The 20,074-nt window shown below is 28.3% G+C and carries 13 protein-coding genes, 3 tRNA genes, 1 rRNA gene and 1 other annotated feature; of the genes, 16 read left to right on the top strand and 1 reads right to left on the bottom strand.

Translation table 11 applies throughout. The annotated features are described in order from the left end of the window. The first annotated feature begins 479 nt into the window (after positions 1 to 479). The 15 genes from spoIIE to murD all read left to right on the top strand — a co-directional run bounded on the left by spoIIE (position 480) and on the right by murD (position 18,133). Positions 480 to 2,861, top strand: a complete 2,382-nt coding sequence (spoIIE, locus tag NG904_RS13495; RefSeq protein WP_252215910.1) for a stage II sporulation protein E — start codon at positions 480 to 482, stop codon at positions 2,859 to 2,861. Between the two features lie 138 nt (positions 2,862 to 2,999). Further along, positions 3,000 to 4,406 carry a tRNA lysidine(34) synthetase TilS gene (tilS, locus tag NG904_RS13490; RefSeq protein WP_252232012.1) on the top strand — a complete coding sequence of 469 codons (1,407 nt, stop codon included), beginning with the start codon at positions 3,000 to 3,002 and terminating at the stop codon, positions 4,404 to 4,406. A 5-nt stretch (positions 4,407 to 4,411) separates the two neighbouring features. Then, complete coding sequence (gene hpt, locus NG904_RS13485) at positions 4,412 to 4,951, top strand: hypoxanthine phosphoribosyltransferase (RefSeq protein ID WP_252232003.1); 540 nt, start codon at positions 4,412 to 4,414, stop codon at positions 4,949 to 4,951. A gap of 73 nt (positions 4,952 to 5,024) precedes the next feature. Continuing rightward, positions 5,025 to 6,830 carry an ATP-dependent zinc metalloprotease FtsH gene (ftsH, locus tag NG904_RS13480; RefSeq protein WP_252232001.1) on the top strand — a complete coding sequence of 602 codons (1,806 nt, stop codon included), beginning with the start codon at positions 5,025 to 5,027 and terminating at the stop codon, positions 6,828 to 6,830. Positions 6,831 to 7,051: 221 nt separating this feature from the next. Next, a complete protein-coding gene (locus NG904_RS13475; protein WP_252231999.1) occupies positions 7,052 to 8,722 on the top strand; it encodes a formate--tetrahydrofolate ligase in 1,671 nt (556 codons plus the stop codon). 127 nt (positions 8,723 to 8,849) lie between these two features. Next, positions 8,850 to 9,623: a type III pantothenate kinase gene (locus NG904_RS13470; protein ID WP_252215896.1), complete on the top strand. Its 774-nt coding sequence runs from the start codon at positions 8,850 to 8,852 to the stop codon at positions 9,621 to 9,623. Between the two features lie 5 nt (positions 9,624 to 9,628). After that, positions 9,629 to 10,594 carry a tRNA dihydrouridine synthase DusB gene (dusB, locus tag NG904_RS13465; RefSeq protein WP_252215894.1) on the top strand — a complete coding sequence of 322 codons (966 nt, stop codon included), beginning with the start codon at positions 9,629 to 9,631 and terminating at the stop codon, positions 10,592 to 10,594. Between the two features lie 67 nt (positions 10,595 to 10,661). Continuing rightward, complete coding sequence (locus NG904_RS13460) at positions 10,662 to 11,486, top strand: hypothetical protein (protein ID WP_252215890.1); 825 nt, start codon at positions 10,662 to 10,664, stop codon at positions 11,484 to 11,486. A 114-nt stretch (positions 11,487 to 11,600) separates the two neighbouring features. Then, positions 11,601 to 12,083 (top strand): transcription elongation factor GreA, encoded by a 483-nt coding sequence (greA, locus tag NG904_RS13455; protein WP_252215888.1) that lies wholly within the window; start codon positions 11,601 to 11,603, stop codon positions 12,081 to 12,083. Between the two features lie 44 nt (positions 12,084 to 12,127). Next, entirely contained in the window at positions 12,128 to 13,633 is a 1,506-nt protein-coding gene (lysS, locus tag NG904_RS13450) for a lysine--tRNA ligase (protein ID WP_252215885.1), read from the top strand. A gap of 240 nt (positions 13,634 to 13,873) precedes the next feature. Continuing rightward, a tRNA-Asn gene (locus NG904_RS13445) sits at positions 13,874 to 13,948 on the top strand. A 326-nt stretch (positions 13,949 to 14,274) separates the two neighbouring features. Next, a tRNA-Asn gene (locus NG904_RS13440) sits at positions 14,275 to 14,349 on the top strand. A 311-nt stretch (positions 14,350 to 14,660) separates the two neighbouring features. Then, positions 14,661 to 14,735: transfer RNA gene (locus NG904_RS13435), tRNA-Asn, on the top strand. 224 nt (positions 14,736 to 14,959) lie between these two features. Further along, positions 14,960 to 15,126 (top strand) — a binding site (T-box leader). Positions 15,127 to 15,177: 51 nt separating this feature from the next. Beyond that, a complete protein-coding gene (locus tag NG904_RS13430; RefSeq protein ID WP_252215883.1) occupies positions 15,178 to 16,569 on the top strand; it encodes a glycine--tRNA ligase in 1,392 nt (463 codons plus the stop codon). Positions 16,570 to 16,756: 187 nt separating this feature from the next. Continuing rightward, the gene (murD, locus tag NG904_RS13425; RefSeq protein ID WP_252231997.1) at positions 16,757 to 18,133 is read left to right on the top strand and encodes a UDP-N-acetylmuramoyl-L-alanine--D-glutamate ligase; all 1,377 of its coding nucleotides are present in this window, start codon (positions 16,757 to 16,759) and stop codon (positions 18,131 to 18,133) included. Between the two features lie 156 nt (positions 18,134 to 18,289). On the opposite strand, the gene NG904_RS13420 is transcribed toward murD, so the two are convergent. Next, positions 18,290 to 19,294, bottom strand: a complete 1,005-nt coding sequence (locus tag NG904_RS13420) for a DUF5050 domain-containing protein (protein WP_252224264.1) — start codon at positions 19,292 to 19,294, stop codon at positions 18,290 to 18,292. 492 nt (positions 19,295 to 19,786) lie between these two features. On the opposite strand from NG904_RS13420, the gene NG904_RS13415 reads away from it, so the two are divergent. Continuing rightward, positions 19,787 to 20,074: ribosomal RNA gene (locus NG904_RS13415) — 16S ribosomal RNA — on the top strand; the annotation flags it as partial.

Raw genomic sequence — 20,074 nt, 5'->3', positions numbered from 1 at the left:
TTCCGGTCTTCGGCACCAAAGACTTAAGTTATAAACTTAAGTCTTTTTTTATGTTTAAAAATAAAAGATATAATAAAAAATCTTATTTTAAGGGTGGTAGTCGCTTTTTTATTCAAAAAGATAACTATGCACAAAGTATTTATGAATTAATAAATGTAAAGTTATATATATTCACAAAAAAATATATTATGAAAAAATAAATCCTCATAAATTTTTAAAAAGCATATTTTAACGACAAATTAATATAAAAATAACATGTTTGCTTTTTATTAAACTAGTCATTATAAAAATAACTATTACTTTAGATATATCAATTTGTTCACATTATTTTATGTAAAAATTTTACAGTTAATATTAAAAAGAAATATAGAATATATTGTCCAACGAAAAATTTTCCAATGTATATTTTATGACATTAATCTTAAATCTTAAGTGATATAATCAAATTACAATATTTGGAAAAAAGAGGAGGGCTATATATGCAATATGAATTGAATATTAATGCATATAAGAATAAAAAAGCTAAAAAAAGCTTTTTATTAAAAATGGAATTATCAAGAATGATATTTATATTAATAGCTGGATTATTGTTATCAAGAGTAACTTTATTATTTAATCAAACAGAAAGTAATGGTATAGCACCATTAGGAATAGCCTATTTAATAGTAATAGGATTAAAGTGTAATAGGAGTAAAACGGCCATGGCTTCAATTGGAGTGCTGTTAGGTTATGTAACTATAAACTCTAAGTTACCAGGTGGAATGGTTTACTTAATTACAGCAGCTGCATTGACATTATATTATGAAGTATTAAATAAATCTGAAAAAAGAAAAAAAGAGTTTGCAAGTTTCTTTATAGTTTTTTTAAGCTTCATAGGTTATGGAATATTTTCTAATAACTATGATTTAGGCGTTAACATAACATTGGCATTAATTAATGCACTTGTGGTATTACCTGTTTACTATATCATTAAGTATTCTTTTAATTGTCTTGATGAAGTTAATAGCAATTACTTTTTTACATCTGAAGAGATAGTAAGTATGGCCATATTATTTTGTTTATTTGTTGCTGGTATAGGAGATATAAGTATAAAGTATTGTTCTCTAAGGAATGTACTAGCTTTATTATTGGTAGTAACAATTGCATACATTGGTGGTGCATCTTATGGTGCGACCATGGGTGTTGCTATGGGAATAATTTTGGGATGTTCATCTAATAATATGATGGCATCAGTAGGGTTTTATGGTGTAGGAGGTTTAGTTATAGGCATATTTAAGGATACTGGTAAAATATTTTCAGTTCTATCCGGAATATTAATTTATTTTGCTTTGGGACTTTATTCAGAAAGTATAAATTCTCAATTTATAATAGAAGTAGGATCTAGCTTAGCAATATTTTTATTTATACCTAAAAATTTATATAACAATATAGAACTTGAAATAAATACTGAAAAGAAACAAGAAAGTATAAACCAAATTCACTTAAATGAATTAAAGGAGGAATTTACGTTAAAGTTAAAGGATCTAAGTTGTGTATTAAATCAGGTATCTAAAACATTAGAAGACATGGATGATAATGATAGACTTTTAATTAAAAATAAAAGTTGTGAATTTGTAGAAAGTTTAGCTGATAGAGTGTGTATAGATTGTGAAAAGAAAAATTCTTGCTGGAGAAGGGATTTTAATAATACTTATAATTCTTTTCAAACTCTTATAAAGAGTGCTGAAGAAGAAAATCCAATATTGCCAAAGGCACTAGAATCTTCATGCGTAAAACATTTTACATTATTAAAAAGTGCACAGGATATAGTGACTAATCATATTGTAAATTCAAATATTAAAGATAGATTTAGTGAAGGGAGACAAATTATATCAACTCATATAAACAATATATCTTATAGTTTAAGTAATGTATTAGATGAATTTAAAAGGGAGGTAACAATTTGTAGCGATTTAGAAAGAATAGTAAAAAGGGGGTTAAATAAAAATTCAGTTGAATATAATGATGTTTTCTGTTATACCGATAGAAATGGAAGGGTAAAAATAAAATTGATAATGAAGGAGTGTGAAAACTGCGAGTATTATGAAAATAAATTAATTCCGTTGCTTAATGAGATAATGCATATTCCTTTATGCATTTTAGATAATGGTTATTTTATAAATAAAGATACAAATACATGTACTTTGTTAATAGAAGAAATGCCTAAATATAATGTTATTTCCTATGGAGCTATGGCTTCTAAGGAAGGAGAAACACATACTGGTGATAGTTATAGTTTTGGAAAAGTTACAGATGGATCATATATGACAATATTAAGTGATGGTATGGGATCTGGTCCTGATGCAGAAAAGGAAAGCAAATCTACAGTAGATTTAGTGGAGAAATTCATGGAGGCTGGATTTGATGAAGAAGTAACAATTAATACAGTGAACTCTATAATGGGAATGAAATTTTCAGAAAGTGAAAAATATGCCACTTTAGATTTAAGTAAGATAGACTTATATAGTGGGGAAGTTAATTTTGTGAAGATAGGAGCAGCATCAAGCTTTATAAAAAGAGGAGATCAAATATTAGTGGTAGATTCTAAAAACTTACCCTTTGGTCTTGTTGATGAAATGGAGTTAGATGTAATAAAAGAAGAAGTAATGCCAGGTGACATTTTAATAAGTGTTAGTGATGGGATTTTAGATATAGATAAATTAAATAGTGGAAACTTTATTTGGCTTAAGGAATATTTGAAAGATTGTTGTACAGATCCAAGAGAATTATCAGAGAATATTTTACAAAAAGCTATGACATTAAGTGATAATATGCTTAAAGATGACATGACTGTATTAGTTTCTAAAGTATATGCTGTTTAATTGTAAAACTGCTGTATATTAAAAATGCAGCAGTTTTTATTGGGTAGATTCTTTCTTTTGCCACTATAAATATTTACATTTAAAATGAATATAAGGTATTATAATAGAAGTTGTATAAAAAAATAGGAAGTGTTAATTTTGAAGAAAAAAATATTATCTTATATTATTGATAATAATCTTATAAAATCGGGAGATAAAATATTAGTAGCTCTTTCAGGAGGACCCGACTCCTTATGCCTATTAAATATATTAAAAGAATTGAGAGGAGAACTTGGTATAGAAATTGGAGCAGCTCACTTAAATCATCTATTAAGGGGCGAAGATGCTTTTAAAGATGAAGAATTTGTGATTAATACATGTAAAAAAATGAATATTTCTTATTATGTAAAAAGGGTTGATATAAATAAATATTCAAAAGAACATAGATTATCTTCTGAGCTAGCTGGAAGAAATGTAAGATATGATTTTTTTGATGAGATATTAAAAAAAGAAGGATTTAATAAAATAGCTACTGCTCATAATGCTAATGATCAGGCTGAAACTATAATTTTTAGAATGATGAGAGGCACTGGACTTGAAGGGTTAGGTGGAATAAAAGTTTGTAGAGAGGATAAGATTATTAGACCTATATTGTGTCTAACTAGAAAAGAAGTTGAAGAGTATATAGAAAAGAAAAATCTAAATCCTAGGGTTGATAAGACTAACTTTGAAAAAATTTATAATAGAAATAAAATAAGATTAGATATAATTCCATATATTCAGGATAATTTTAATGAAGATATAGTTAAAACTTTAAATAGAATGTCATTATTAATACAAAAAGACAATGCTTTTATTGAGAGATTGTGTATTAAAGTTTATAATGAATATTGTAAAAAGGATAATGACAATAAATTTTTTATATTAAATAAAAAATTGTTTAGAGAAGATGAAGCTATAGTAACACGAATTATAAGAAGTGCTCTTGTTGAATATTCTAAATCTCATTATGATTTTGAAATGAAGCATATATATGATATTTTAGAATTATCTAAAAAAGAAACAGGAAAAAGTATAAATCTGCCTAAGAATATATATGTAGAAAATATATATGGCGATATAAAAATAAGTAGTAAAGTAAAAGAAAATATTAAAAGTAATAAAATAGAAACTTTTTTAGATAAGAAAAACATAGGTGAAGATACCATATATTTTAATAATTATGAATTTGTAATGAGTATTTTAAAAAATAAATCTAATAATTTACTAGATTTAAAAGAAAATAATTTAGTGAAATATTTTGATTTGGATAAGATAGAAGAAAACATTTTATTTAGAACAAGAAAAAATGGGGATAAAATTACACCTTTAGGGATGAAAGGTCAAAAGAAATTAAAAGATATATTTATAAATATGAAAATCCCTCAAGAAGATAGAGATTTAATACCATTAATTTGTTTTGATGATAATATAGCGTGGATTGTAGGATTAAAAATATCAGATAACTTTAAAGTAACTAATAATAGTAAAAATATATTAAAAATAGTAGCTAAAAGAAAGGAATAGAAGTTATGAGAGAAGATATACAAGAGATATTATTTGATGAGGAAACTTTAAATGAAAAAATAAAGGAGATAGCAGCAAAGATAAGTGAAGATTATAAAGGAAGAGAATTAGTTGTAGTAGGAATACTTAAAGGATCTGTGTTATTTGCAGCAGAGTTAATTAAAAACATATCTATACCATGTGAAATAGATTTTATGGCTGTATCAAGCTATGGAAATTCTACAGAAACATCAGGAGTAGTAAGAATTTTAAAAGATTTAGATTATAGTATTGAAGGTAAGGATATTTTATTAGTAGAGGATATTGTTGATAGTGGAATTACTCTTAGTTATTTATTAAAGTATTTAAAAGCAAGAAAAGCTCATACTATAGAGATAGTATCTTTATTAAACAAATCTGCAAGAAGAACAGCTAAAGTTGATGTAAAATACATAGGTTTTGAAGTACCTGATGCATTCATAGTTGGGTATGGTATTGATTATGCAGAAAAATATAGAAATTTACCATTTATAGGAGTATTAAAACCAGAAGTATATGAAAAATAGAATTTACAATTTATTGTAATTGAAATAGTGCTATGGTAAAATTAAAATCATGTATAAGAAAGGGGGGCCTTGAATGAAAAAATATTCAAGTGCAGCTTTGTGGACAGTAGTTTCGATTATGCTTATTTTAGCATCAGTTGCTATGTGGGAAACAGGAAAAGGCTCAGATAGTATAATATATAGTTCGTTCCAACAAAAATGGAATCAAGATCAAATTGAAAGTATTACTATAAAACAAGACAAAATGACCGTTGAAGGAAAGACTAAGGATGAGAAAAGTTTTGTTACAGTAGTTCCAGATGATTTAATAACTTCTTTAATTAAAGAAAATCCTAAATCAGATGTAAGAATAAGCTTTGAACAACCATCTAATAGTGGAATGTGGCTTACAACATTAATACCAAGTGTTTTATTAGTTGTTATTTTCTTAGTATTTTTATTTGTATTTACTCAACAGTCCCAAGGTGGTGGCGGCGGAAGAGGCGTAATGAATTTTGGTAAAAGTAAGGCTAAAATGGCGATGCCTGATTCTCAAAAAGTCACTTTCAAAGATGTTGCTGGAGCTGATGAAGAAAAAGCGGAATTGGAAGAAATTGTTGATTTCTTAAAGACTCCATCAAAATATATTGAGATAGGTGCAAGAATACCTAAAGGTGTACTATTAGTTGGACCTCCAGGAACTGGAAAAACTTTACTAGCTAAAGCTATATCTGGTGAAGCAGGAGTACCTTTCTTTAGTATATCAGGATCTGACTTCGTTGAAATGTTTGTTGGTGTTGGTGCATCAAGAGTTAGAAGTTTATTTGAGGATGCTAAAAAAAATGCTCCTTGTTTAATATTTATAGATGAAATTGATGCTGTAGGAAGACAAAGAGGTGCTGGTTTAGGTGGTGGTCATGATGAAAGAGAGCAAACTTTGAATCAACTTTTAGTTGAAATGGATGGATTTGGAGCTAATGAAGGAATAATAATGATAGCTGCAACTAACAGACCAGATATCTTAGACCCAGCTCTACTAAGACCAGGTAGATTTGATAGGCAAGTTCTTGTAGGAATACCTGATGTAAAAGGAAGAGAAGAGATTCTTAAAGTTCATACAAGAAAAAAACCACTTGAAGAAAGTGTTGAATTAAATGTATTAGCAAAAAGAACTCCGGGATTCTCAGGAGCGGATTTAGAAAACTTAGCTAATGAAGCAGCGCTTCTTGCAGTAAGAAGAGATAAGAAGAGAATATCAATGCAAGATATGGAAGAAGCTATAACGAGAGTCATAGCAGGTCCTGAAAAGAAGAGTAGAGTTATAACAGATCATGATAAAAAATTAACGGCTTATCATGAAGCCGGTCATGCTGTTGTTATGAAGTTACTTCCTAATTCAGATAAGGTACATGAAATCAGTATAATTCCAAGAGGAAGAGCTGGAGGATATACAATGCAACTTCCTAATGAGGATAGAGCTTATACATCAAAATCTAAGCTTAAAAATGATATGGTAGGTTTACTTGGTGGAAGAGTTGCAGAGCACTTAATACTTGGAGATATAAGTACTGGCGCAAAGAATGATATAGATAGAGCAAGTGCTATTGCAAGAAGCATGGTTATGGAATATGGTATGAGTGATAAAATTGGTACTATATCTTATGGTTCTGATGATAGTGAAGTTTTCTTAGGAAGAAACTTAGGAAAAGGTAGAAACTTTAGTGAAGATATTAGTTCTAAAATAGATCATGAAATAAAAGATTTTATAGATGAAGCATATTCTAAAGCTGAAAAATTATTAAATGAAAACTTAAATAAGTTACATGCAGTAGCCGGGGCTTTACTTGAAAAGGAAAAGATCGAAGGTAAAGAGTTTGAAGAAATTTTTGCAAATAACTAAAGTAAAGAGATTTTTAAAAGATATTCTTTTAAAAATCTCTTTTTATTATAAATACAAATGATACAAAATTATAATTTTATAAAATTTCTAATATATACGAATGATAAAATTGATAAAATGTTAAATATTCGAAAAAAATCTTTTGACTTCTATAACAAAATGCTATAATACAATTAATAGTAAGCTAAAAATTAATGTAATAAAGTATTGGAGGGTTTTTGATGAAGACGGATATAGAAATTGCACAAGAAGCAGAAATGTTACATATTAGAAATGTTGCAGAAAAGTTAGGCTTAGATGAAGAAGATATTGAGTACTATGGTAAATATAAATGTAAGGTTTCTTTAGATGTATATGAGAAAGCTAAAAATAATAGAGATGGAAAATTAGTGTTAGTAACAGCTATAAATCCAACTCCAGCAGGAGAAGGAAAATCAACTGTTACAGTAGGTTTAGGAGATGCTCTTAATAAGATGGGTAAAAACACTGTCATAGCATTAAGAGAACCATCTTTAGGTCCTGTATTTGGAATAAAAGGAGGCGCTGCTGGTGGTGGATATGCACAAGTAGTTCCCATGGAAGATATTAATCTTCATTTTACAGGTGATATGCATGCTATTACATCTGCTAATAATTTATTATCAGCAGCAATAGATAATCATATACACCAAGGTAATGATTTAAGGATAGACTCAAGAAGAATAATATTCAAAAGAGTTATGGATATGAATGATAGAGCATTAAGAAAAATCATTGTTGGTATGGGTGGAAAAATCAATGGTTTTGTAAGAGAAGATGGATTCACTATTACTGTAGCTTCAGAAATAATGGCTATACTTTGTTTAGCTAGTGATTTAGAAGATTTAAAACATAGAATGGGGGATATACTAATAGCATATGATTTAGATGGAAATCCTGTATATGCAAAACAGTTAGAAATTCAAGGTGCTATGGCATTATTAATGAAAGATGCGATTAAACCTAATTTAGTTCAAACATTAGAAAATACTCCAGCATTGATACATGGTGGACCTTTTGCCAATATAGCACATGGATGTAATTCTATAATGGCTACTAAATTATCACTTAAATTAGGAGACATAGTAGTAACGGAAGCAGGTTTTGGTGCAGATTTAGGCGCTGAAAAGTTTTTTGATATAAAATGTAGATATGGAAACTTAAAACCTTGTTGTGTAGTTATAGTTGCTACAATTAGAGCATTAAAGCATCACGGTGGAGTATCTAAAGCAGATTTGAATATTCCAAGTGTTGAAGCACTAAAAGTAGGAATAGCTAACTTAGAAAAACAAATAGAAAATATTAAAAAATTTAATATAGAACCTGTAGTAGCTATAAATAAATTTGTTAATGATAGTGATGAAGAAGTTCAATTTATAAAGGACTTTTGTGAAAAGTTAGGTGTGAAAGTAGCGCTTTCTGATGTTTGGGCAAAAGGCGGAGATGGCGGAATAGAATTAGGTGAAGCTGTATTAGATGTTATAGAAAAAGATAAATCTAATTTTAAAACTCTTTATGATACGGATAAAACTATAGAAGAAAAGATATTAACTATAGCAAAGGAAATCTATGGAGCTGATGGAGTTATATATAGTAATGAAGCTAAAAAACAAATTAGTGAGTTAGTTAAGTTTAATTTAGATAAATTACCTATATGTATGGCTAAGACTCAATACTCATTATCAGATAATCCAAATTTATTAGCTAAACCACAAGGATTTAATATTAATGTTCAAGAAATTAGAGTATCTAATGGAGCCGGATTTATAGTAGTTCAAACAGGAAATATAATGACTATGCCAGGATTACCAAAAGTTCCAGCTGCAAATAAGATGGATGTACTTAAAGATGGCGAAATAATTGGATTATTTTAATTTATATGAAACCCTTGACAAATTAATGTGAATTGTTAAAATTAAATTGTTATTTTAAAGTAAATTACTAAATTAAGGCAGCTTTAGGGCTGCTTTTAATTTTAATATTATTAAGGTGGTGCTTTTAATGATTCTACTTGTAGATGCGGGCAATACTAACATAGTTCTAGGTGTATATAAAGATAAAAAATACATAGCGAGTTGGCGTATTTCCACTGAAGGAAATAAGACATCTGATGAGTATAGTATACAAATAATGCAATTATTTAATTTAAGTGATCTTAACCCAAAAGAGGTTAAAGGTATTATTGTTTCATCAGTTGTTCCCAATATTATGCATTCTTTAGAAAATATGTTAAGAAGATGCTTTGGTCAAGAACCTATAATAGTTGGTCCTGGAATAAAAACAGGTATAAATATTAAATATGATAATCCTAAAGAAGTAGGTGCAGACAGAATAGTTAACGCAGTTGCTGCTTTTGAAATTTACAAAAGACCAGTCATTATAATAGATTTTGGTACAGCAACAACTTTTTGCGCTGTAACTGAAAATGGAGATTATTTAGGAGGTTGTATATGCCCCGGGCTTAGAATTTCTGCAGATGCATTATTTGAAAGAGCAGCTAAACTACCAAGAGTAGAATTAGAAGTACCTAGAAAAGTAATTTGCAAAAATACAGTTTCGAGTATACAATCTGGTGTATTATTTGGATACATAGGTCAAGTTGAGTATATTGTAAAGAAAATGAAAGAAGAAATGAGCGATGGAGTAGAGCCTTATGTTATAGCAACAGGAGGTTTAGCTAATTTAATAGCAAACGAAACAGATGTAATAAATAAAGTAGATTCAGATTTAACATTAGAGGGATTAAAAATATTATACAAAAAGAATAGGGAGTAAAACAAATGAAAATAGGAAATCTGAGTTTTGATAATACTGTTTTTTTAGCACCTATGGCAGGTGTTACAGATCTATCATTTAGAGGACTTTGTAAGGAAATGGGTTGTGGACTAGTTTGCACTGAAATGGTTAGTGCAAAGGCTTTATATTATGGGAGTGAGAATACACAAACTCTACTTAGAGTCTCTAATGAGGAGTCTCCAGTAGCAGTACAAATATTTGGACGTGAACCTGAAATAATGGCAGAAATATGTGAAAAATATTTAAATCCAAGAGAAGATGTTTGTATTATAGATATAAATATGGGATGTCCAGCTCCTAAGATAGTAAAAAACAAAGAAGGATCAGCACTTATGCTAGAGCCAAATTTAGCTTATGATATTGTAAAAGCAATAAAAAAAGTTTCTAAAAAACCTGTAACAGTAAAGTTTAGGAAAGGATATGATGATGAACATATAAATGCTGTGGAGTTTGGAAAAGTATTAGAAGAAGCTGGAGCAGATGCAATAGCTGTTCATGGAAGAACTAGAAAGCAAATGTATGAAGGTCACTCAGATTGGGAGATAATAAAGAAGGTTAAAGAAGCAGTCTCTATTCCTGTTTTAGGGAATGGAGATGTATTTTCACCAGAAGATGCAATAAAAATGAAAGAATTAACAAATTGTGATGGAATACTTGTAGCAAGAGGTAGTATGGGTAATCCTTGGATATTTAAACAAATTCAAGATGCATTGAATGGAAAAGCTGTTGGAGAAATTTCTTATCAGGATAAAATTAATATGTGTATAAGACATTATGAGTTAGCTATTAAAAATGATGGAGAATACAAGGCTATAAGAGAAATGAGAAAACATGCTTCTTGGTATATAAAAGGACTTCCAAGATCCACAGAAATTAAGAATCAAATAAATATTCTTAATGATAGTGATGAAGTTATGAGTATTTTAGAACAATATAAAAATACTTTATAAATAAGAATTATTGTAAAGTTATTAGAATATGATAGTATTGATATCAATGTTATGGAGAATTTTATTTATGGATACTATTTTATATGTATATTTGAATAAAAAACGTATATATAATAAATATAATTTCTTTACTAAAATAATTGACGTATTTAAAACAAAAAAATTAAAAGATATAAAAATAGAGGAATTGGGTATTCTTATAAAAAGAGTAGAAATTCCATCTAATTTAAATGATATTGCTTACGAAAAAAATCTATCAAGGATATTAACTAAATATAATGGAAAGTATGATGAATTAAGTTTGAATGGAAAGAGCTTGTATAATTTAAATTATGCAAGTAAATTTCAAAAGGAGTTCATTTCGTATAGTATAGTACAAAGCATAAGGTTTGTTTTAATGAACCTTAATAAATCTATTAAGAATTCAAATATATTAGTAGATATTGATGAGGAAAACTTATTAGTAAGCATACTTAAAGAATTGGCTAAAGAAGGCAGAAATGTTATTCTGCTGAATAATAGCATTAATAAAATAGAAAAAATTAGAGAAACTATTATGAGTGAATATGGATTATCTATAGAAGTAATATTACGAGAAAGTAATTTACCAAATATAGATTTTGTTGTTACATCTAAAAATAAACAATATGACTGTAACAATGTTTGGTATTTAGGGGATTTTCCAACTAATTCAAATAAAGGCATATATATAAATAGTATATTATACAAAGTTCCTTGGAATATATTGTTAAAAGAAATGCCTCCACAATTAATAGCTTCTATAATTAGAAAACAAAGAAATAGTAGTATATGTGAAATGTTAAAAAGTAATGATATTACACTTGAATCAATACTGTATAATGATGTGGAAATCATATTAGGCAATCAGTAGGTTTGTTGACATATATGATACCCTGATTTATAATTAGTTAATGATTTTGAGTATAATGCCTGAAATAGGCACTTAAATATAAAAAAATTTAAGGTGATTGAAGGGGAGTAAAATATGAGTGAACCAAAACAATACGTAATGACTTACGAAGGTGTTAAGAAATTAGAAAGTGAATTAGAATATTTAAAAACTGTAAAAAGAAAAGAAATAACTGAAAAGATAAAAGTTGCTTTGGGTTATGGAGATTTAAGCGAAAATTCAGAATATGATGAAGCTAAAAACGACCAAGCATTTACAGAAGGAAAAATACTACAATTAGAAAATAAGCTTAAGAATGCAGTTGTAGTTGATGAATCAGAAATTCCAAAAGATATAGTTTCAGTTGGGTCAAAAGTTAAAGTTAAGGATTATGATTTTGATGAAGAAGTTGAATATTCAATTGTAGGTTCAGCAGAAGCAGATCCTATGAATTTTAAAATATCAAATGAATCACCAGTTGGAAATGCTCTAGTAGGAAAGAAAATTGGTGATATAGTGGAAGTTATAATTCCAGATGGCGTAAGCAAGTTCGAAATTTTAGATATACAAAGAGGCTAAAAGGGGAACCAAATAAATTAAGAAGCGATTAACGGAGGGATAATATGTCAACTGAGGAAATGAATATAAGTGAATTAGAATCTCAGTATAACGAACAAGAAGCATTGAGAAGAACTAAATTAGCAGATTTACAAGAAGCTGGTAAGGACCCTTTTGATGTTTATAAGGTAGAAAGAACTCATACATCAGAAGAAGTTAAATCTAATTATGAAGAATTAGAAGGAAAAAATGTAACAGTTGCAGGAAGAATAATGTCAAAGAGAGGACAAGGAAAAGTTGTCTTTTCAGATATTCATGATAAAGATGGAAAAATCCAATTATTTATAAAGATTGATCTTGTAGGAGAAGAAAGTTTAAAATCATATAAAACTTATGATCTTGGAGATTGGGTTGTAGCAACAGGAGAAGTATTTACTACAAAAACAGGAGAAGTATCTGTTAAAGTATCTAACTTTGAATTAATATGTAAGTCTTTAAAACCATTACCAGAAAAATGGCATGGCTTAAAAGATCCAGACTTAAGATATAGACAAAGAGAAGTTGATATAATAACTAATCCAGAAGTAAAAGAAACTTTTATAAAGAGAAGTAAAATTATTTCAGGAATTAGAGAATTTTTAGATACTAAGGGTTTCTTAGAAGTGGAAACTCCAATACTTGCGCCAATTGCAGGAGGAGCAGCTGCTAAACCTTTCGTTACTCATCATAATACTTTAGATATAGATATGTACTTAAGAATTGCAACAGAATTATATCTTAAAAGATTAGTTGTAGCTGGATTTGAAAAAGTATATGAAATAGGAAGAAACTTCAGAAATGAAGGAATGTCAGTAAGACATAATCCTGAATTTACTGCTATTGAATTATATGAAGCATATTCTGATTATAATGATATGATGGAAATAACAGAAAATATGGTTGCATATGTTTGTGAAAAAGTAAATGGAACTACAAAAGTTACTTATCAAGGTACAGAAATAGACTTTATGCCACCATGGAGAAGAGTAACTATGGTTGATGTTGTTAAAGAACATGCAGGTGTAGATTTTACTACAATAAAGTCTGATGAAGAAGCTCAAGCTATAGCAAAAGAAAAACATTTAGAATTTGCTAAGCCTTTAAATACAGTAACAAAAGGTGAAGTATTAAATGCTTTATATGAAGAATTTGGTGAAGCAAATATGATTCAACCTACATTTGTTATGGATTATCCAGTTGAAATTTCACCTCTTACTAAAAAGAAGAGAGGAAATGAAGAATTTACTGAAAGATTTGAAGGATTTGTATTCGGAAGAGAATTATGTAATGCTTACTCAGAATTAAATGACCCTGTAGTTCAAAGACAAAGATTTGAACAACAAGCTAAGGAAAGAGAACTTGGTGATGACGAAGCATATATGTTAGATGAACAATTTATGAGTGCGTTAGAAACAGGTATGCCACCAACAGGTGGAATGGGAATGGGTATAGATAGACTTATTATGTTCTTAACAGATGCATCATCTATAAGAGACGTAATATTATTCCCAACAATGAAACCACAAAAATAGTATTAAATAATTTAATTTTATTAAAAGTCCCATATTGTAATGTTATGGGACTTTTGACATATAAAAGATTATTAATTAAAGGATAGTTTTGAATGCGATTTATATGTATAAGTAAAATTCCTATGTTATTTTATCTATTAATATATCAACATAATATTGAAAGTTAGATTAATTAAGAAAAAATATAAAAAAGGGTTGCGATTTATAAAAAATCTGTTATAATAGTAAAAGTAATGACGTTCCGCGATAGCTCAATGGTGGAGCACTCGGCTGTTAACCGATAGGTTGGAGGTTCGAGTCCTCTTCGCGGAGCCATTTTTTTATCTAAAAATAGTGTGAATTTAACTATGTTTATATAAGATAATAAAATGTATAGTTTTTAATAGGAGTTTTATAAAAGTAGATAAAGTCTATTTTTATAAAACTCTTTTTGATGTAATAAAAATAAATTACTAATATTCATTTTATTTAGGTAATAATTAAAAAAGTCCATTTACAATGCCACTTCACCTATTGCATATATCAACACTGTTTTAAAACATAGCCTATTAGTAAAATGTAATTTATAAAGAATTAAAAAAAGTTTCAAAAAGGGGTTGCAATATTATAATAATCTGATATAATAGTAAAAGTAATGACGTTCCGCGATAGCTCAATGGTGGAGCACTCGGCTGTTAACCGATAGGTTGGAGGTTCGAGTCCTCTTCGCGGAGCCATTTTTTTATCTAAAAATAGTATAAACTTAATCATGTTTGTATGAGATGATTAAATATATGTTTTCTAGTAAGAGTTTTATAAAAGTAGATAAAGTCTATTTTTATAAAACTCTTTTTCATGTGATAAAAGTAAATCAGTAATGTTTATGTAATAATTAAAATATTGAATATATATCTATAGATATAAAGATATTAGGTTACAGAAAGTATAAAAAAGTTATCAGCTAAAATGTAAATTATAAAAAACAAAAAAGTTCAAAAAGGGGTTGCAATATTATAATAGTCTGATATAATAGTAAAAGTAATGACGTTCCGCGATAGCTCAATGGTGGAGCACTCGGCTGTTAACCGATAGGTTGGAGGTTCGAGTCCTCTTCGCGGAGCCATTTTTTTTATCTAAAAATAATATAAATTTAATCATGTTTATATATGATAATAAAATACATAGCTTTTCTTAGGAGTTTTATAAAAGTAGATAAAGTCTATTTTTATAAAACTCTTTTTTGTTTCAATAAAAAGAGTTTATATTTTAAAATAACATATATATTAAGAATAGGAGGTTTTTTACTTGACATCTAAAAGCCTTTTGATAAAATTAATATATAATTGAATATACACAGTGAAAAAGATTAGTAGTTTTAATGTTTTTTTAGAGAGATGATGTTTGGTGGAAATCATTATAATATTAAAATGAATGGAACTTTTGAGTGTAATGAGAAGAAAGTCGGGCTTAAGCTAAGAAGGGTGGAACCGCGGAATTAATATTTCGTCCCTTTATGGTTATAGGGCTTTTTTTATTTTATGAAAATAAATTGGAGGTAAGAAAGAATGGCAGTAGAAAAGACAATGGATAAGATTGTAGCTCTTTGTAAAAATAGAGGCTTTGTATTCCCGGGATCAGATATATATGGTGGATTGGCGAACTCATGGGATTACGGTCCTTTAGGAGTAGAATTTAAAAATAACGTTAAAAAAGCTTGGTGGAAGAAGTTTGTACAAGAAAGTCATTATAATGTAGGACTTGATTCAGCTATATTAATGAACAGTGATGTTTGGGTAGCATCAGGTCATGTTGGTGGATTCTCAGATCCATTAATGGATTGTAAAGAATGTAAAGCTAGATTTAGAGCTGATAAAATAGTTGAAGATCATATGACTGAAAATGGTGCAGAAGTAGCATCTGCTGATGGCTGGACTAATGAACAATTAAAAGAATACATTGAAAGTAACAACATAGTTTGTCCTAAGTGTGGAAAGATGAATTACACAGACATAAGAAAGTTCAATCTTATGTTTAAAACATTCCAAGGTGTTACAGAAGATGCTAAATCAGAAATTTATTTAAGACCAGAAACAGCTCAAGGTATATTTGTAAACTTTAAAGCTGTACAAAGAAGTTCTAGAAAAAAAGTACCATTTGGAATAGCTCAAATAGGTAAATCATTTAGAAATGAAATTACTCCAGGAAACTTTACGTTCAGAACAAGAGAATTTGAACAAATGGAATTGGAATTTTTCTGTAAGCCAGGAACAGATTTAGAATGGCATAAGTATTGGAAAGATTATTGTTGGAATTTCTTACTTAATTTAAATGTAAAAACTGAAAACTTAAGAATGAGAGATCATGGTGAAGAGGAATTGTCTTTCTATTCTAATGCAACATCTGATATAGAATATTTATTCCCATTTGGTTGGGGTGAACTTTGGGGTATAGCTGATAGAACAGACTATGACTTAAAAAAGCATCAAGAACATTCAGGTCAAGATTTAAATTACTTAGATCAAACTACTAATGAAAAGTATATACCTTATGTTATAGAACCATCATTAGGTGCAGATAGAGTTACTTTAGCATTTTTAATTGAAGCTTATGATGAAGAAGAATTAGATGGAGGAGATTCTAGAACTGTATTACATTTACATCCAGCACTAGCTCCATTTAAAGCGGCTATATTACCACTTTCTAAAAAGCTTTCAGAAAATGCTTTAGAGGTGTATTCTAACTTAAGCAAAAAATTCAATATTGATTTTGATGAAACAGGAAGTATAGGAAAGAGATATAGAAGACAAGATGAAATAGGAACTCCATATTGTATAACAATAGATTTTGATACATTAGAAGATCAATGTGTTACTATAAGAAATAGAGATACTATGGAGCAAGAAAGAATTAAAATATCTGAATTAGAAGTTTATATAGAAAAAAGCTTAGAATTTTAATTTGAATTTTTTTATAAAGTAATATTTGTTATAGGTCATTTTAAGCTAGGACAGTTCTTAGTTTAAAATGACTTTTTACACATGTGATAAAATATGAAAATAATAATGTTATAATTTATAACATATGGGGAATTTTAATAATATATAAATAGTATAAGTTATAATCATATTTGTTTGGAGGCAAAACATGAAAGATGATTTTAAAAAATTTAAAGATTTTATATACAAAAAAAGAGTTGGGGTTGTAGGAATAGGAGTAAGCAATATTCCTCTTATCAATTTTTTAATTAAATTAGGTGCAGAAGTAACAGCATTTGATAAAAAAACAGAAGAAGAATTAGGAGAAGTATCTTCTGATTTTAAAAATAAAGGTGTAAATCTAGAGCTTGGAGAGAATTATTTAGATAAACTTACAGGATTTGATGTTGTTTTTAAAACTCCATCTATGAGAATAGATAGTGAATGTCTAGTTAAAGTTAAAAAAGAAGGTGCATATGTAACTTCTGAAATGGAAGAGTTCGTAAGATATTGTAAGGCTAAGATATATGGAATAACAGGAAGTGACGGAAAAACTACTACAACTACTATAGTATCTAAAATGCTACAAGAAGAAGGATATAAAACTTGGGTTGGAGGTAATATAGGAACGCCTCTATTTTCTCAAATTGAAGAAATAAAGGCAGAAGATAGAGTTGTACTTGAATTATCAAGTTTTCAATTAATGACTATGAATCTACCAATGGATATAGCAGTATGTACTAATTTGGCTCCAAACCATTTAGATATGCATAAGGATATGCAAGAGTATATTGATGCTAAGAAAAATATATTCTTATACCAAGACACTAATAATATATTAGTAATAAATCGTGAAAATGAAATCACTTATGGATTTGAAGATGAAGCAAAAGGAATAGTAAGAGAATTTAGTTCTAAGAGAGAAATAAAAGATGGTGCTTACTATAAAGATGGGATTCTATATGTAGATAGTAAAGAAGTTTGTAAAAAAGACAATATAGTTATAAAAGGTATGCATAATGTAGAAAATTATTTAGCTGCATTTATAGCTACTAAAGATGATGTATCTATAGAAAGCATGAAAAAAGTTGCAGAAAGCTTTAACGGAGTTGAACATAGATGTGAACTTGTTAGAGAAATAAATGGAGTAAAGTATTATAATGATTCAATAGCTTCAAGTCCAACTAGAACACTAGCAGGTCTTAAAGCTTTTGATAAAAAGGTTATATTGATAGCAGGGGGATACGATAAGCATTTATTGTTTGAACCATTAGCAAATGAAGGATATCCATATATAAAGGAATTAATCTTATTAGGTCAAACTAAAGAAAAGATAAAAGAAGTGTTTAAGAAATTAGAAAACAATACAGGAATAAAAATAAACATTTCAGAAGTAAGTACTTTAGAAGAAGCAGTTGAAAAAGCACAAAGTTTAGCAAAAGAAGGCGATATAGTTACATTATCACCAGCTTGTGCATCTTTTGATATGTTCCCTAACTTTATGATTAGAGGAAATAAATTTAAAGAGATAGTTAGTAATTTATAATGTATTATTTTAAAAACATCTAGATAATTTAGTATAAAGTTCATGTACAGAGGAAATCATTTTAATATCAATGAAAAGTAAAAACAGAATGATTTAAAACATAGCCCAATAATAAAGAAAAGACTGATGATACTAGAATACCATCAGTCTTTTTGTCTAATTTTTTGCAGAAAATTGATAATAATATATATTATTAATATTTATAGATTTTTCATAAAATATTCCTGAGCTAGTTAAATAATAATTATTTAGAGATTCAGAAATATACGGCTTTGAATCAACTTTAGAATTAGGTAAATCTACAGATAAAGAATATAAATAATTTGAGTCATCATTATTTATGAAAAATAATTGATTATTTATAGACTTTAAATTCTCTCCACGTAAAGTTGAAATTCTTTTTGATTCTAAAGTTGTTATATTTAATGAATATAATGTTTCGTTATCAGATGTATTAAAAAATAAGATTTCTCCATCAAATGGAATAAAACTATTAGCAGTATAATCAGTTAATTTAGTTCTATTAGTACCATCATTTTTAACGTAATAAAGCTTTGAATTATCACTTAAGTTTTGATAGATTAAAAAATCTCCATTAACTATAAAAGATCCAACACTATCTAAAGATAATGCAGAAGATGTATTTTTACTTATATCATAACTGTATAATTTCTGATTATCATTTTTATTTATGTAAAATAATTTATCGTTTGAAGAAATTAAACTATAAACAGAATCTTTATTTAAAGAGGTATATGTTTTATCAGAAACATTTATAGAAGATAGTCCATTGCTATTACTTCCATCTGCAAAATAAAGAGTACTATTTACTAAAGCTAAGTCACCAGTATAATAATCAACTAGATCGTTTAAATCACTACTTTTCAATATATCCTTTGGAAGAGGAGCATTTATCATTGAAATTCTATTGTTCTCATCTGGATTAGGAAATATTAATGTATCATTGTTAAATACAAATGGACAACGAAAAGAAGTTGAGTCAGTTAATATAAATGGTGAAATTGAATTGGATGTTAACTCGCTGGACGAAGAAATTGTTGAAGTTGATTTATCAACGCTTTTTTTTTCTTCTTGTTTAGTACAACCTACTATAAACAAAGTAGAACATAATAAAAGTAAGCTTAATATTTTTTTTATCATAAAAAATCCCCCCAAGTAGTATATTAAAGGTTAATTTAATAATTTTTATTAACATTTATAGTATTAATATTATGATAACTTACGCAAAGAGTAAAGAATATATGTAGTGTTTTAGGGTGGTAAAATGTAATGTGGGAATAAAAAGGCAATAACTCACCCACGTGTATCAATATATGTAAAAGTTAAATAAATGAAGGTAAATAGAGAAAAATTAGTTTAATTTATTATAATAAGCTAAAATAAATGTATATAACAATACATAATCATGATATCATAATATCCGTTGTGAGCGATAAATAAATGTCGAAGCAACAGTGCAAAATTAGTTGAAAGTTGATTAAAAATATTTGAAAAAAATGTTGACAACTAAAACTGATAATGTTATTATAATAAAGCGGTCGAAAGACAGCGAAGATCTTTGAAAATTGAACAGAACAAGAAACATTAAAATAAACCAGCAATTCTTTATTTGAGTAAGTCAAGATTAAACTTTTTATTGAGAGTTTGATCCTGGCTCAGGACGAACGCTGGCGGCGTGCCTAACACATGCAAGTCGAGCGATGAAACTTCTTCGGAAGTGGATTAGCGGCGGACGGGTGAGTAACACGTGGGCAACCTGCCTCATAGAGAGGGATAGCCTTTCGAAAGGAAGATTAATACCTCATAAGATTGTAGTTTCGCATGAAACGGCAATAAAAGGAGAAATCCGCTATGAGATGGGCCCGCGTCGCATTAGCTAGGTGGTAAGGTAATGGCTTACCAAGGCGACGATGCGTATCC

The sequence above is a fragment of the Clostridium sp. ZBS15 genome (assembly GCF_023845705.1).
In the GTDB taxonomy this organism is placed as follows: domain Bacteria; phylum Bacillota; class Clostridia; order Clostridiales; family Clostridiaceae; genus Clostridium; species Clostridium aquiflavi.
Note: the sequence above shows the minus strand (reverse complement) of the source record. Positions and strands in the feature narration are given on the sequence as shown.

Coding starts and splice junctions, on each gene's coding strand:
- greA (WP_252215888.1), top strand. CDS start 11,601: ATGAGTGAACCAAAACAATACGTAATGACTTACGAAGGTGTTAAGAAA.
- NG904_RS13430 (WP_252215883.1), top strand. CDS start 15,178: ATGGCAGTAGAAAAGACAATGGATAAGATTGTAGCTCTTTGTAAAAAT.
- NG904_RS13420 (WP_252224264.1), bottom strand. CDS start 19,294: ATGATAAAAAAAATATTAAGCTTACTTTTATTATGTTCTACTTTGTTT.
- lysS (WP_252215885.1), top strand. CDS start 12,128: ATGTCAACTGAGGAAATGAATATAAGTGAATTAGAATCTCAGTATAAC.
- dusB (WP_252215894.1), top strand. CDS start 9,629: ATGAAAATAGGAAATCTGAGTTTTGATAATACTGTTTTTTTAGCACCT.
- NG904_RS13460 (WP_252215890.1), top strand. CDS start 10,662: ATGGATACTATTTTATATGTATATTTGAATAAAAAACGTATATATAAT.
- NG904_RS13470 (WP_252215896.1), top strand. CDS start 8,850: ATGATTCTACTTGTAGATGCGGGCAATACTAACATAGTTCTAGGTGTA.
- ftsH (WP_252232001.1), top strand. CDS start 5,025: ATGAAAAAATATTCAAGTGCAGCTTTGTGGACAGTAGTTTCGATTATG.
- murD (WP_252231997.1), top strand. CDS start 16,757: ATGAAAGATGATTTTAAAAAATTTAAAGATTTTATATACAAAAAAAGA.
- hpt (WP_252232003.1), top strand. CDS start 4,412: ATGAGAGAAGATATACAAGAGATATTATTTGATGAGGAAACTTTAAAT.
- NG904_RS13475 (WP_252231999.1), top strand. CDS start 7,052: ATGAAGACGGATATAGAAATTGCACAAGAAGCAGAAATGTTACATATT.
- spoIIE (WP_252215910.1), top strand. CDS start 480: ATGCAATATGAATTGAATATTAATGCATATAAGAATAAAAAAGCTAAA.